Genomic DNA, 14,138 nt, shown 5'->3' with positions numbered 1-14,138 from the left:
GGCCCTTGTGTCCCGGATCACGGGAAGCAAGGGCCGTACGCCCGATCGGGGGCGGAAATTCCCGGGCGCTTGTCCTACCGTGGGCGCATGGTGCCGGACAGCGTGTCGCGGGCCGCCCGATGAGCAGCTTCTTCACCGGCGGTCCCCGCGAGCGTCCCCTGTTCCCCGTCCCGGAACAGGAGCTCTACGCGTTCAACGGCCGGCACTGGACCGATCCCCCGCGCGAGTACATCGTCCCGGCCGTGCTGCCGCTGGCGCAGCCGCTGGGCCGGTCCGACCGCACGATCGTCGCGCTGCGCGCGGTCGAGGTGTGGCCGCAGGCGTTCACCCTGCGCGTCACCGTCTACTCGCGGGACAGCCTGGTCGACGACCCCGCCGAGGGCCTGATCGACCACCGGCGCAAGCCCGACTACAACGGCCTGCTGATCGGCGTGCTCTACGCCGACGGCAGCCGGGCGAGCTCGGAGACGGTCTCGGTGCCGTCGGCGTCCGAACCGGACGAACCGGTGCTGCGGGCGCAGCCCGTCGGCGGCACGCGCTTCGCCGTCGAGCACGAAGTGTTCCTGTGGCCGCTCCCGCCGGCCGGCCCGCTGAAGCTGGTCGTCCAGTGGACCGACCGGCAGATCCCCGAGACGCGCACGACGCTCGACGGCGGCGCGATCCGGGCCGCGGCGAAGGACGCCGCGGAGATCTGGCCGGGACTGGGCAAGCGGCAGGTGAACGGCCTGCCGGTGCGCCGCGTCGGCAAGCAGGTGGCGCTCACCCCCGAATGGGGGCCGGCGGTGGTCCGGGCGGAAGAAACCCCGCCTACGCCGGAAAGCTGAACGTTTTTCTTGATCTGTGACCCCGGGCACCGGGGCCCGGGGTATCTCGAATGGATGAACGGGGTGGGTAGTTAGCGTCGTGGAAACACTTCGACCACCCGGCCGTCATGTCGGGCTGGTGCAGTGGGTTTCCCTCCCTTCCGACGCACGTGGCCGTGCACACCCGCGAAACCCGGAAAGGTCGCCCATGGCAGGCTCGCCGCTCAGCGCACTCGACGTCGCTTTCCTGTGCCTGGAAAGCGAAAACTCCCCGATGCACATGGGTGCGGTGGTCACCTTCACCGCCCGCGGCCCGGTCGACCCGGCCAAGCTCACCGCGGTTCTGGCCGAACGCGCCGCGCGGCTGCCGAAGCTGCGCCAGCGCGCCCGCGCGGAGCTGTTCCCGCCGGGGTCGGCCAGCTGGAGCGACGACCCGGGATTTGTTGCCGCGGACCACATTCACCACGTGACGCTCAGCTCGCTGTACGAACCGGACCCCCTCGCGGCCTACGCGTCGCAGTGGATCGCCGAGCCGCTCGACACGTCCCGGCCGCTGTGGCACCTGACCCTGGTGACCGGGCTGCCGGACGGGAAGTTCGCGCTGCTGCTGAAGCTGCACCACGCGCTCACCGACGGCGCCGGCGCGTACGCCGTGGCGGCCGGCCTGCTCGACGGCGTCAAGCTGCCGGAGCGGATCTCCCCGCCGTCCCGGCCGATCCCGGCGCCGCGCTCCACTTTGGACACGGTGAAGGACGCGCTGGGCACGGTCTGGGGCCAGGCGAACGAGACGGCCGGGATCGCGTCCTCGCTCGTGCGGGCCGCGCGGCCGCCGCTGTCGCCGGTGTCGGCGCCGCAGTCGGCCGAGCGCCGGCTCGGGTTCGTCCGGCTGCCGCTGACGGAGCTGCGCCGCGTGCGCAAGGCCCACGGCGGCACGACCAACGACGTCGTGCTGGCGGTGCTGTCCGGCGCACTGCGCGAATGGCTGGTGAACCGCGGCCACCGCGCCGACGGGCGCACGCTGCGCGCGCTGATCCCGGTGAGCGTGCGCGGCCGGGCGGGCGACCAGCTCGGCGGCAACAAGCTGTCGGGCTACCTGTGCGACCTGCCGGTCGGCGAGGACGACCCGGTCGAGCGGCTGCGGGTGGTGCGCCGGGCGATGACCCGAAACAAGGCGGCGGGCCCGAGCCGCGGCGCGGGCGCGCTGCCGCTGCTGGCCGGCCGCGTCCCGCCGCTGCTGCACCGCCTGGGCACGCGCACGGCGGGCCTGGCCGCGCCGATGCTGTTCGACCTGGTGATCACCACGGTCCCGGTGCCCCCGGCCCGCCTGTCCCTCGGCGGTGCCCGGCTGGCGGAGGTGTACCCGTTCGTCCCGCTGGCCCCGCGGCACGCGGTCGGCATCGCGGTGGCGACCTACCGCGACTCGGTCCACATCGGACTGCAGGTCAACGGCGCGGCGGTGCCGGACGTCGGCTCCCTGCGGGACGCGGTGCTGAAGTCGGCCGCCCGGCTGGTCGACGCCTCCTGACTCACGGAGCCGCGCCCACCACTTCCAGGAACGCCAGCGCCTCGGCGCCGCGGGAGCCGGGCGGCGCCGTGTAGAGCACGAGGTGCTGGTCCCGCTCGGGCAGGGCGAGGGAGTCGCAGTCGACGGTCACCTCGCCCACCACCGGGTGCCGGAACGTCTTGGTGAGCACCGGCGTCGCCTGGACGTCGTGGCGCTCCCACAGCCGGGCGAAGTCGGCGCTGCCCGCGCGCAGCTCGTCGACGAGCCCGCGCACCGCCGGGTCGGCGGGGTAGCGGGCCAGTGCGGCCCGCAGCTCCATGACGACGGTGAGCCGGAACTCGGCGGCGTCGGAAACCCCGTACAGCGCCGGCCCGAGGAACGCCTTGCGGGCGAGGTTGCGCCGCTCGGGCGGCACGGCGGCGAAGTCCTCCATGAGCGCCGCGGCGAGGTCGTTCCACGCCAGCACCTCGAACGTGGCGGAGATGACGAAGGCGGCCGTCTGCGGCAGCCGCTGCAGCAGCGCGAGGATGCTGGGCCGCACGTCACGGCGGTGCAGACCGCTCCGGACGGGCGCGGTGCCCGCCACGACGTGCAGGTGCTCGGTTTCGGCGTCGGTCAGCCGCAGCGCATCCGCGATCCCGGCCAGGACCTCGCCCGACGGGCGCGGCGCCCGGCCCTGCTCGAGGCGGACGTAGTACTCGGTGGAGATGTGCGCGAGCACCGCGACCTCCTCGCGGCGCAGGCCGGGGGTCCGCCGGCGCGGGCCGGCGGGCAGGCCGACGTCCTGCGGCCGCAGCCGCTCGCGACGGGTGCGGAGGAACGCCCCGAGCTCTTGCTTGTCCACGTTCCCCAGTATGCGCGGGGTCCGGCGCCGGACCCTGGTACGGCTTGTGCCTGTCTGGCGGCTCCGGACCGGAGCACCGTCGAAACCATGACGAACACCAGTGAATCCCCCTCGATCGGCCTGCTCGCCGGCAAGGTCGTGCTCATCACCGGCGCCAGCCGCGGCATCGGCGCGGCCGCGGCCCGCCTCTTCGCCGAGGAGGGCGCCGCCGTCGTGCTGGCCTCGCGCAGCACCGGCGCCCTCGACCGCCTCGCCGCCGAGATCCGCGCGGCGGGCGGCACCGCCGACGCCGTCGCGCTGGACCTGGCCGATCCCGCGAGCGTCCGGGCCGCCGTCGGCCGCGTCGAGCAGCTCCACGGCCGCCTCGACGGGGCGTTCAACAACGGCGCGGCCATCCAGCGGCCCGGTCCGCTCGAGACGACCGCCGAAGAAGAGATCGACGAGCAGTTCGCGGTGAACTTCCGCGCGCACTGGATCGCGATGACCGCCGAGGCCGAGCTCATGCGCCGGGGCACCGGCGGGGCGATCGTGAACACGTCCAGCATCGGCAGCCGCCGCGCCAACCCCGCCCTGCCCGCCTACGGCGCCATGAAGCGGGCGCTGAACAGCCTCACCGAGACCGCGGCCGTGACCTGGGGCCCGCACGGCGTCCGGGTCAACGGCATCACCCCCGGCGGGACCGCCACGGACATGATCGACGCGTGGGAAGCGGCCTCACCCGGGGTCGTCGCGCAGATCACCGCCTCGATCCCGCTCGGGCGCATGGCCGAGCCCCGCGAGGTCGCCGAGGCGGCCGCGTGGCTGCTCAGCGACCGCGCGGCGATGGTGACCGGGGCGATCGTGCCGGTCGACGGCGGTGCCGGAGCCTAACCGCGGAGCATCTCCGCCACGAGGAACGCCAGCTCCAGCGACTGCTGCGTGTTCAGGCGCGGGTCGCAGGCCGTCTCGTAGCGGCCCGACAGGTCGATGTCCGAGATCTCCTGCGCCCCGCCCAGGCACTCCGTGACGTCCTCGCCCGTCAGCTCCACGTGGATGCCGCCCGGGTAGGTGCCCAGCTGGTTGTGGACCTCGAAGAAGCCCTGGACCTCGTCGACGATGCGGTCGAAGTGGCGGGTCTTGTACCCGGTGGACGACTCGTGCGTGTTGCCGTGCATCGGGTCGCACTGCCAGATGATCTTGTGCCCGGAGGCTTCGACCTTCTCCACGATCGCCGGCAGGACCTCGCGGACCTTGGCGTTGCCCATCCGGGAGATGAGCGTCAGGCGGCCCGGCTCGAAGCGCGGGTCGAGCCGCTCGACGTACTCCAGCGCCTGCTCGGGGGTGGTCGTCGGGCCGATCTTCAACCCGATCGGGTTGGCCAGCAGCTCGGCGAACGCGATGTGCGCGCCGTCCAGCTGGCGGGTCCGCTCGCCGATCCACAGGAAGTGCGACGACAGGTTGTACAGCTTCGGGTTGGCCGCGTCGGCGTTGTCGAGCCGCAGCATCGACCGCTCGTACTCGAGCAGCAGCGCCTCGTGGCTGGCGAAGATCTCGGTGGACTGCAGCGACGTGTCGGTGACGCCACAGGCCGACATGAACCGCAGGCCGCGGTCGATCTCGTTGGCCAGCGCTTCGAAGCGCTGCGCCGCCGGCGACGCCGAGACGAAGTCCTTGTTCCAGTCGTGCACCTGGTGCAGGTCGGCCATGCCGGCGCCGGTGAGGGCGCGGACCAGGTTCATCGCCGCGCCCGCGTTCGCGTAGGCGCGGATCATCCGGCCGGGGTCGGGCACGCGCAGCTCGGGCTTGGCCACCAGGGAGTTGATGATGTCGCCGCGGTAGACCGGCAGGCCCAGCGCGTCCGTCGCCGCCGAGCGCGGCTTCGCGTACTGGCCGGCGATGCGGCCGACCTTGACCACCGGCAGGCTCGCGCCGTAGGTCAGCACGACCGCCATCTGCAGCAGCGTGCGCAGGTTGGCGCGGATGTGCGGCTCGGTGTTGGACTCGAACGTCTCGGCGCAGTCACCGCCCTGCAGGAGGAACGCCTCGCCACGGGCGACCATCGCCAGCCGGTCCTTGAGCCGGTCGATCTCGGCCGGGACCGTGATCGGCGGCACGCTCTCCAGCACGCCGCGGACCCGCCGGGTCGCCTCCGGGTCGGGCCACTCCGGCTGCTGCGCGGCGGGCAGGGCCAGCGCCTGGTCGAGCCGCGCGCGCAGCTCGGGCGGCAGCGGCGGCAGTTCGGGCAGGGTGTCGACGGGGACGTCCACAGTCCAGTTCACGAGCACCAGGATAAGGTTCCCGCTCCTGGGCGCTTCCTCAGGTTCACCGACGCCCAGGTCGTGAGTGGGAAACAGTGTTCTAACCCCGTTTCCCGCTCACGACCCTGGGGGGCCGGTCAGCCGCGCGGGACGAGCCGGACGACCGAGCCCGTGCCCTGCGACGTGCCGTTGTTGCTGACGAACACCTCGTCACCGCGCACGGCCAGCCCGGTCGCCGCGGCCAGGCCGTCCGACGCCAGCACCGTCCGGCTGCCGTTCCGCTCCACCCGGGTCAGCACGCCGGGAGAAGGCGGTGCCGCGATCCCGTCACGAGCGAACGTCAAGGCCAGCAGCCTGCCCGCGCGGTCGAAGGCCAGGTCGGTCAGTGCGGTGAAACCGTCGGCGTGGATCTTCGGCTGCTGCCCCGGCACCACGCGCCAGACGCGGGCGGCGCCGACCGCGACGCTGCTCAGCTCGGACACGTAGAGCGCGCCGTCGGGGCCGACGACGACCGACGTCGGCACGCTCTGCACCGGGATCCGCGTCCCCGGCGGCAGGCCGAGGGCGGGCGGCGCGGTGACGAGCTTCGGCGGGAACACCGCGAGCACGCTGATCCGGCCCCGGCCGTCGACGTAGAGCAGGTCGTTGCCGGCCGCGTCCGCGACCGCGAAGCCGTCGCGGTAGCGGGTCATCCCGAACGGGTTCGAGTCGATCACCGGCGTGTCCGGGCTCGCGCCGGCGCCGTGGTCGGGGTTGTTCCTCGCCTCGAACGCGGCGAAGTCCGGGCCGGGCACGACGTGCCTGCCGAAGGCGACCGAGAGCTTCCCGAGCAGCCGCCCGTCCGGGCCGAACGGGTTGGCGCCGGTCGCCGGGTCGATGAGCACGTCGCCGGCGAGCAGGGCCGGCAGGCCGTGGACGAACGCGACGTCCGTCGGGCCGGCGACGGCGGCGCCGCCGGGCGCGGCCGCGGACGGCAGGCCGGTCAGGATCCGGCGCACCCCGCTGTGGCCGTCGAGCAGCGCCACCGAGCCGCTCAGGCCGAAGCAGGCGGGCCCTTCGGGGCCTTCGACGCACTTCCCGGTGCCCCCGGCGCCGGCTTCGGCGACGTACACCTTGCCGTCGTGGACGGTCAGGTGCCGCGGGTTGTTCAGCCCGGTGGCGACCGTCTTCAGGCCGCTCTGGCCGGCATCGGCACCGGGCGCGGCGACGACCACGGCCGCGGCCGACACGGCCACCACCGCGGCCCGCACGAGTCTGGACATGACTTGCCACCTCTCCGCCCGGCTCCGTGCTTGATCCACAGTGGATCCGAGAGGCCGGGCGGAGTGATTGTGCGCCACGGAAACGGGAAAACCGGCCGTGCTGACCGGTTGGGTGACCTAGTCAGCCCCATCGGGCAGCGGGGATTTTCCCACCGGCAGGCGCGATCCGTCACCGGGAACTTCAGCCCAGGGCCGGACCCTTGCGTCCGGCCCTGGGCTGACAGTGCTCACGCGGCTTGCGCGCGGTTGTACAGGTTCTGCGCGTCGGTGCCGAAGTACGGCCCGAACATGTAGCCGGGCAGGAACGTGTAGCCGAAGCTGTTCACCGAGGCCTGGACGCCGGTGCCGGTGCCCTCGTTGAACGACAGGAACCACGGCCCGCCGCTGGAGCCGCCGGTCATGTTGCAGTTCATGCCGTGGTCCTTGGTCAGCAGGAAGTCGGTGAAGGTGCTGCCGCTGCAGTAGATCAGCTTCGTCCCGTCGTAGGGCGAGGCGGCCGGGTAGCCGAAGGTGTACATGTTCTGGTTCTTCGGCTGGTTGAAGGCGATGCCCTGGGCGCCGACGACGTCGGTGAGCTTCTGCCCGTTGAGCGGGTTCACCACGGCCATGCCGACGTCGTAGTTCATGTCCTCGCTGGCTTCCCACTGCGGCGTGGTCAGCGTGGACTTCGCGGCCCACTGGCCGTAGGGCGCGTTGCCGTTGTTGTAGCCCGGCACGAAGACCCACTCGGTGTGCCAGCTGCCCTGGTACTTGACGCAGTGCCCGGCGGTGACGACGACGCTGCCGTTGGCGCTGGTCACGGCGTCTCCGGAGCACGAGGCCTTCTGGCCGTTGAAGAGGAAGAACACGCGGCCGGCGGTCTGGGTGACCTTGCCGCCGCCGGTCCAGGCGCCCCCGCCGTTGGGGATGCTCTGGATGATCGCGCTCTGCCCTTTGGCCACGTCTCTCGGCGTGAAGGCCGGCGCTTTGACGAGGTTGTCCATGGGAACGGCCGCCCGCATGGCATCGGGCGTCCAGAAGGGTTTCGGCGCGGCCTGGGCGGGCGCGCCGACCAGGGCGAACGCGAGGGAGAGAACGGCGGTGACGACCGCGGCCCGGAATGTCGTGTGCTTCAAGACGCCCACCTTCCCGCGAGTGAACCGTCGCAAAGGCGACATAACTACTCGAAAGTAGTTGTCACATCACGGAGTGCACACCGCCGTTCGGCAGTACCCGGTACGGCCGAACGGCGGTGTGGTGGGTCAGACGACGGCGAGCGGCAACGCCGTCGGGTGGACCGGGGCCGGGAGGTCCGACGCCCCCGTCAAGAACGCGTCGACCGCGTTGGCCACCGAGCGGCCCTCCGCGATCGCCCACACCACCAGCGACGCCCCGCGGTGGGCGTCGCCGCAGACGAACACCCCCGGGGTCTCCGTCTGCCAGTCCGCGCCGCACGACAGCGTGCCTCGCCTGGTGAGCGACAGGCCGAGCCCGTCCAGCAGCGGCATCTCCTCGACGCCCTCGAAGCCGATCGCCAGCAGGACCAGGTCCGCCGGCAGCGTCTCGACCTCGTCGTTGACCGGGATCACCTGGCGGCGGCCCGTTGCCGGGTCCTTCTGGACCTTCACCTGCTGCAGCTCGACCGCCGTCACGCGACCCTCGGCGGAACCGACGAACCGCTTGACCGCCACCGCGAACTTGCGCTCGCCGGCCTCCTCGTGCGCCGGGTAGGTGCGCAGGATGTACGGCCAGGTCGGCCACGGCGACCGCTCGTCGTCCCTTGTGGACGGTGGCATCGGGTACTGGTCCAGCTGGGTCACCGACAGCGCACCCTGGCGGGTGGCCGTGCCGTAGGAGTCGGCGCCGGTGTCGCCGCCGCCGATGATGACGACGTGCTTGCCCTTCGCGTCGATCGACGGCGGACCGTCGCCCTCGACGAACTTGTTGGCCGGCACCAGGTGCTCCATCGCCAGGTGGATGCCCTCGAGGTCCCGGCCCGGCGTGGTCGTGTCGTCGCGGCCGCGCAGCGCGCCGACCGCGAGCACGACGGCGTCGTACTGCGCGCGCAGGTCCTCCACCGACAGGTCGACGCCGACCTCGCAGCCGGTGACGAACCGGGTGCCCTCCTTGCGCAGCTGCGCCAGGCGCCGGTCGAGGACCTTCTTCTCCATCTTGAACTCGGGGATGCCGTAGCGCAGCAGCCCGCCGAGGCGGTCGTCGCGCTCGAACACCGTGACCTCGTGGCCGGCGCGGGTCAGCTGCTGGGCGGCCGCGAGCCCGGCCGGGCCGGAGCCGACGACGGCGACCCGCTGCCCACTGGACACTTCGGACACCTGCGGCTGGACGTAGCCCGCTTCCCAGGACTGGTCGGCGATCGTCGCTTCGACGCGCTTGATCGCGACCGGCCCGCCCGACAGCGGCGAGATGGACAGCACGCAGCCCGCCTCGCACGGCGCCGGGCACAGCTTCCCGGTGAACTCGGGGAAGTTGTTGGTGGCGTGCAGCCGGTCGCTCGCGGCCGCCCAGTCGCCGCGGCGGACCAGGTCGTTCCACTCCGGGATCAGGTTGCCCAGCGGGCAGCCGGAGCCACCGGAGTGGCAGAACGGGATGCCGCAGTCCATGCAACGGGACGCCTGCTTGCGCACCTTTTCGTTGCGCTCGCCCGGGTCGACGTCCGCGTAGACCTCGCCCCACGAGTGCAGCCGGTCCTCTTTGGACTTCTTCTTCGGCTCTTCGCGGTCGTACTTCAGGAAACCGGTCGGGTCAGCCACGAGCGGCCTCCATGATCGCCTCGTCGACATCGCGGCCGGCGGCCTTGGCCGCCTTCGCCGCGTCCAGGACCCGCTGGTAGTCACGCGGCATCACCTTCGTGAACGCCACGGACCGGCGCGGCCAGTCGCCGAGCAGCGAGGCCGCCACCGCGGAGCGGGTGAGATCGTGGTGCTGCTGCACCGTTTTCTTGAGCCAGGCCAGGTCTTCGGCGGTCGGCCGCAGCAGGTCCACCATGTCCTGGTTGACCTTCTTGCGGTCGACGTCGAGCACGAAGGCCATGCCGCCGGACATGCCGGCCGCCAGGTTCCGCCCGGTCGGGCCGAGCACCACCGCGCGGCCGCCGGTCATGTACTCGAAGGCGTGGTCGCCGACGCCCTCGGCGACGACCGTGGCACCGGAGTTGCGGACGCAGAAGCGTTCGCCGACCTGGCCGCGCAGGAAGATCTCGCCGCCGGTGGCGCCGTAGGCGATCGTGTTGCCCGCGATCGTCTGCGCCTCGGCGGCGAAGGTCGCCTCCGGGTCGGGGCGGACGATGATCCGGCCGCCCGAAAGCCCCTTGCCGACGTAGTCGTTCGCGTCGCCGACCATGTCGAGGGTGATGCCGCGCGGCAGGAACGCGCCGAGCGACTGGCCCGCCGAACCGGTGAGCCTGACGTTGATCGTGCCCTCGGGCAGGCCGTCCCCGCCGTAGCGGCGGGTGATCTCCGACCCGAGCAGCGTGCCGACGGTCCGGTTGACGTTGCGCACCGGCAGTTCGATGTTGACGTGGTGCGCGTCTTCCAGCGCCGCCTCGGCGAGCTGGATGAGCGTGCGGTCGAGCGCGTGCTCGAGGCCGTGGTCCTGGCCGCGGGTGCGTCGCTTGGCGCCGCCGTACGGAGTCTCTTGCGGCATCTCGAAGATCGGCGCCAGGTCCAAACCGGACGCCTTCCAGTGCTCGACGGCCTCGTCGGTGTTCAGCAGCTCGGCGTGGCCGATCGCCTCGTCGAGCGTGCGGAAGCCCAGCGCCGCCAGGGTTTCCCGGACTTCTTCGGCGACGAACTTGAAGAAGTTGACGACGTGCTCGACCTGGCCGGTGTAGCGCTTGCGCAGCTCGGGGCTCTGCGTGGCGACGCCGACCGGGCAGGTGTCGAGGTGGCAGACGCGCATCATGATGCAGCCCGCGACGACGAGGGGGGCCGTCGCGAAGCCGTACTCCTCGGCGCCGAGCAGCGCCGCGATCACGACGTCGCGCCCGGTCTTCATGGCGCCGTCCACCTGCACGGTGATCCGGTCGCGCAACCCGTTGAGCAGCAACGTCTGCTGGGTCTCGGCGAGGCCGATCTCCCACGGCGTGCCCGCGTGCTTGAGCGAGTTCATCGGGGAGGCGCCGGTGCCGCCGTCGTGGCCCGAGATGAGCACGACGTCCGCGTGCGCCTTGGACACGCCCGCCGCGACCGTGCCGACGCCCAGCGAGGACACCAGCTTCACGTGGATGCGGGCGTGCTCGTTGGCGTTCTTGAGGTCGTGGATCAGCTGGGCCAGGTCCTCGATGGAGTAGATGTCGTGGTGCGGCGGCGGGGAAATGAGGCCGACGCCCGGCGTGGAGTGCCGGGTCCGCGCGATCCACGGGTACACCTTGTTCGGCGGCAGCTGGCCGCCCTCGCCGGGCTTCGCGCCCTGCGCCATCTTGATCTGGATGTCGTCGGCGTTGACCAGGTACTCGCTGGTGACGCCGAACCGTCCACTCGCGACCTGCTTGATCGCGCTGCGGCGCTCGGGGTCGTAGAGCCGCTCGGGGTCTTCGCCGCCCTCACCAGTGTTGGAGCGGCCGCCGATGCGGTTCATCGCGATGGCCAGCGTTTCGTGCGCCTCGGCCGAAATCGAGCCGTACGACATCGCGCCGGTGTTGAAGCGCTTGAAGATCGCCTCGGCGGGCTCGACCTCGTCGAGTGGGACCGGCTCGCGCACGCCGTTCTTGAAGGAGAACAGCCCGCGCAGCGTGCCGCCCTCGCGGTAGAGGCGGTGCACCTCGTCGGTGTACTTGCGGTAGACCTCGTCGCGGCCGGTCTTGGACGCGTGCTGCAGCAGGAACACCGTCTCCGGCGTGAACAGGTGCAGCTCGCCCTCGCGGCGGTAGGCGTACTCGCCGCCGGTGTCGAGCCCACGGTGGACTCGCTCGGTCGGGTTGTCCGGGTACGCGCGGCGGTGCCGGACGGCGACCTCTTCGGCGAGCACCTCGAGCCCGACGCCGCCGAGCTTCGACGACGTCCCGGTGAAGTACTCGTCGAGCAGGTCCTGGCTCAGGCCGAGGGATTCGAAGACCTGGGCGGCGGTGTACGCGCCGACCGTCGAGATGCCCATCTTGGACATGATCTTCAGGACGCCCTTGACCAGCGCCTGCACGTAGTTGCGGACCGCCTTGGCCGGCTCGATGCCGGTGACCGCGCCCTGCCCGATCATGTCCTCGATGGTCTCGAAGGCCAGGTACGGGTTGACCGCGGCGGCGCCGTAGCCGAGCAGCAGCGCGATGTGGTGCACCTCGCGCGCGTCGCCGGATTCGACGACCAGCGCGACGCGCAGGCGTTCCTTCGTGCGGACCAGGTGGTGGTGCACCGCGGAGACCAGCAGCAGCGACGGGATCGGCGCCATCCGGTGGTCGGAGTCGCGGTCGGACAGCACGAGCGTGCGCGCGCCGGCCGCGATCGCCTCGGACGCCTCCCGCCGGACGCGCTCGATCGCGCCGGCCAGCGCCTCGGCGCCGCCGTCCACTTCGTACAGTCCGGAAAGGACGCTGCACGCGAAGCCGGGGAGGTCGCCGTCGTCGTTGATGTGGATGAGCTTCGCGAGCTCGTCGTTGTCGATCACCGGGTACGGCAGCTTCAGGTGGCGACAGGACGCCGGGCCCGGGGCCAGGAGGTTGCGCTCCGGGCCCATGATCCGCGCCATGCAGGTGACGAGCTCTTCGCGGATCGCGTCGAGCGGCGGGTTGGTCACCTGGGCGAAGTTCTGCTTGAAGTAGTCGTAGAGCAGCCGGGATCGCTTCGACAGCACCGCGGGCGGCGTGTCCGAGCCCATCGAGCCGATCGGCTCGGCGCCCTTCTCGGCCATCGGCGCGAGCAGGATCTTCAGCTCCTCTTCGGTGTAGCCGAAGGAAAGCTGGCGACGCAGCACCGAGTCGTGGCTCTGCACCACGTGGTCGCGGTCGGGCAGCTCGGCGATCTTCAGCAGGCCCGCGTGCAGCCAGCCCTCGTACGGGAGCTTGCCGGCGAGCGCGGACTTGACCTCTTCGTCGTCCACGATCCGGCCGGCTTCGGTGTCCACGAGGAACATCCGGCCGGGCTTGAGCCGCCCCTTGGCCACGACGTCCTTGGGCGCGACGTCGAGGACGCCGGCCTCGCTGGCGAGGACGACGCGGTCGTCGGCCGTGCGCCACCAGCGTGCCGGGCGCAGGCCGTTGCGGTCCAGGACCGCCCCGACCAGGGTGCCGTCGGTGAAGGTGACGCACGCGGGGCCGTCCCACGGCTCCATCAGGCTCGCGTGGAACTGGTAGAACGCGCGGCGCTCGGGCTTCATGGTGGCGTGGTTCTCCCACGCCTCCGGGATCATCATCAGCACGGCGTGCGGCAGCGACCGGCCGCCCAGGTGCAGCAGCTCGAGGACCTCGTCGAAGGACGCGGAGTCGGACGCGTCCGGCGAGCAGATCGGGAACAGCCGGGACAGGTCGCCGGGGATGAGGTCCGACTCCAGCAGCGCCTCGCGGGCCCGCATGCGGTTGCGGTTGCCGCGGATGGTGTTGATCTCGCCGTTGTGGGCCACGAACCGGAACGGGTGCGCCAGCGGCCACGACGGGAAGGTGTTGGTGGAGAAGCGGGAGTGCACCAGCGCGATGGCGCTTTCCAGGCGCTCGTCACGAAGGTCGCCGAAGAACGCCGGCAGCTGCTCCGGCGTCACCATGCCCTTGTAGACGATCGTCCGCGAGGACAGCGACGGGAAGTAGGTACCGCAGCCGGAGTTCGCGCTTTCGTGCTCGACGCGCTTGCGCAGGCAGAAGGCGAGCCTGTCCAGCTCCAGGCCGGTTTTTCCGTCCGCCGTCACGAAAAGCATGGCGAAGTGCGGCATGACCGAGCGGGCGGTCGGGCCGATGTCGGCGCGGTCGGCGTCGACGGGGACCTCGCGCCAGCCGAGGACCTCCAGTCCTTCTTCGACGGCGATGCGTTCGGCCAGCTCGACGGCCTTGCGGCGCTGCTCGGCGTCTTCGGGGAGGAACGCGATGCCGGCGGCGTAGGCGTGGTGGCCGTGTTCGTCGGGTTCGGGAAGCGCGAAGCCGGCTTCGGCGCGCAGCAGCTTGTCGGGCAGCTGCAGCAGGATTCCGGCGCCGTCGCCGCTGGTGGGTTCGGCGCCGGCGGCGCCGCGGTGGTCGAGGTTGGTCAACGCGGCCAGGCCGTCGGTGACGATGCCGTGGGAACGGCGCCCGCGGATGTCGGCCACCATGGCCACACCGCAGGAGTCCTGTTCGGTCTCCGGGTCGTAGAGACCCTGCTTGCCGGGAATGGCGGAGAAGATCATGAAGGGACCTCCTTCGTCGTCTGTCGTGCGGGGCCGGGCTACCGGCCGGGGAGCGCACGGGACGACGATGGCCCGCTTGTTAGCGCGACTTTAACACCTGGGAAACATGCCAGCACCTGTTCAGAGCGCCCCGAGCGACGTCGGACGGTAACGATCTGGCTGCGCGGAACGACGTAGTTCCTGATGGGTTCC

9 protein-coding genes are annotated in these 14,138 nt (G+C 71.7%); 3 read left to right on the top strand and 6 right to left on the bottom strand.

Going from position 1 to position 14,138, the window contains the following annotated elements; translation table 11 throughout:
* Window positions 1-119 precede the first annotated feature (119 nt).
* Together AB0J40_RS00510 and AB0J40_RS00505 are read left to right on the top strand one after the other, a co-directional pair.
* A complete protein-coding gene (locus AB0J40_RS00510; protein WP_364445655.1) occupies window positions 120-824 on the top strand; it encodes a hypothetical protein in 705 nt (234 codons plus the stop codon).
* Window positions 825-1,011: 187 nt separating this feature from the next.
* Window positions 1,012-2,328 (top strand): wax ester/triacylglycerol synthase family O-acyltransferase, encoded by a 1,317-nt coding sequence (locus AB0J40_RS00505; RefSeq protein ID WP_364445653.1) that lies wholly within the window; start codon window positions 1,012-1,014, stop codon window positions 2,326-2,328.
* Window position 2,329: 1 nt separating this feature from the next.
* Here AB0J40_RS00505 and AB0J40_RS00500 read toward each other — a convergent pair whose 3' ends face one another.
* On the bottom strand, window positions 2,330-3,151 hold the full coding sequence (locus tag AB0J40_RS00500) for a helix-turn-helix transcriptional regulator (RefSeq protein ID WP_364445651.1): 822 nt from the start codon (window positions 3,149-3,151) through the stop codon (window positions 2,330-2,332).
* Between the two features lie 87 nt (window positions 3,152-3,238).
* Here AB0J40_RS00500 and AB0J40_RS00495 point away from each other — a divergent pair, with 87 nt between their 5' ends.
* Window positions 3,239-4,021 (top strand): SDR family oxidoreductase, encoded by a 783-nt coding sequence (locus AB0J40_RS00495; RefSeq protein WP_364445649.1) that lies wholly within the window; start codon window positions 3,239-3,241, stop codon window positions 4,019-4,021.
* On the opposite strand, the gene AB0J40_RS00490 is transcribed toward AB0J40_RS00495, so the two are convergent.
* From AB0J40_RS00490 to gltB, 5 genes are all read right to left on the bottom strand, one after another.
* The gene (locus tag AB0J40_RS00490; RefSeq protein WP_364445647.1) at window positions 4,018-5,409 is read right to left on the bottom strand and encodes a class II 3-deoxy-7-phosphoheptulonate synthase; all 1,392 of its coding nucleotides are present in this window, start codon (window positions 5,407-5,409) and stop codon (window positions 4,018-4,020) included. The genes AB0J40_RS00495 and AB0J40_RS00490 overlap by 4 nt on opposite strands.
* A 116-nt stretch (window positions 5,410-5,525) precedes the next feature.
* Window positions 5,526-6,650: a ScyD/ScyE family protein gene (locus AB0J40_RS00485; RefSeq protein ID WP_364445645.1), complete on the bottom strand. Its 1,125-nt coding sequence runs from the start codon at window positions 6,648-6,650 to the stop codon at window positions 5,526-5,528.
* Window positions 6,651-6,877: 227 nt separating this feature from the next.
* Entirely contained in the window at window positions 6,878-7,765 is an 888-nt protein-coding gene (locus AB0J40_RS00480) for a peptidase (RefSeq protein WP_364445644.1), read from the bottom strand.
* A gap of 126 nt (window positions 7,766-7,891) precedes the next feature.
* Window positions 7,892-9,400, bottom strand: coding sequence for a glutamate synthase subunit beta (locus tag AB0J40_RS00475; RefSeq protein WP_364445642.1), 1,509 nt, complete (start codon window positions 9,398-9,400; stop codon window positions 7,892-7,894).
* Window positions 9,393-13,946: a glutamate synthase large subunit gene (gene gltB, locus AB0J40_RS00470; RefSeq protein WP_364445640.1), complete on the bottom strand. Its 4,554-nt coding sequence runs from the start codon at window positions 13,944-13,946 to the stop codon at window positions 9,393-9,395. Before gltB ends, AB0J40_RS00475 begins: the two co-directional genes overlap by 8 nt.
* Window positions 13,947-14,138: the final 192 nt, after the last annotated feature.

The organism is Amycolatopsis sp. NPDC049691 (assembly GCF_040675005.1).
Classification (GTDB): domain Bacteria; phylum Actinomycetota; class Actinomycetes; order Mycobacteriales; family Pseudonocardiaceae; genus Amycolatopsis.
This window is presented reverse-complemented; position numbering and strand designations above follow the sequence as displayed.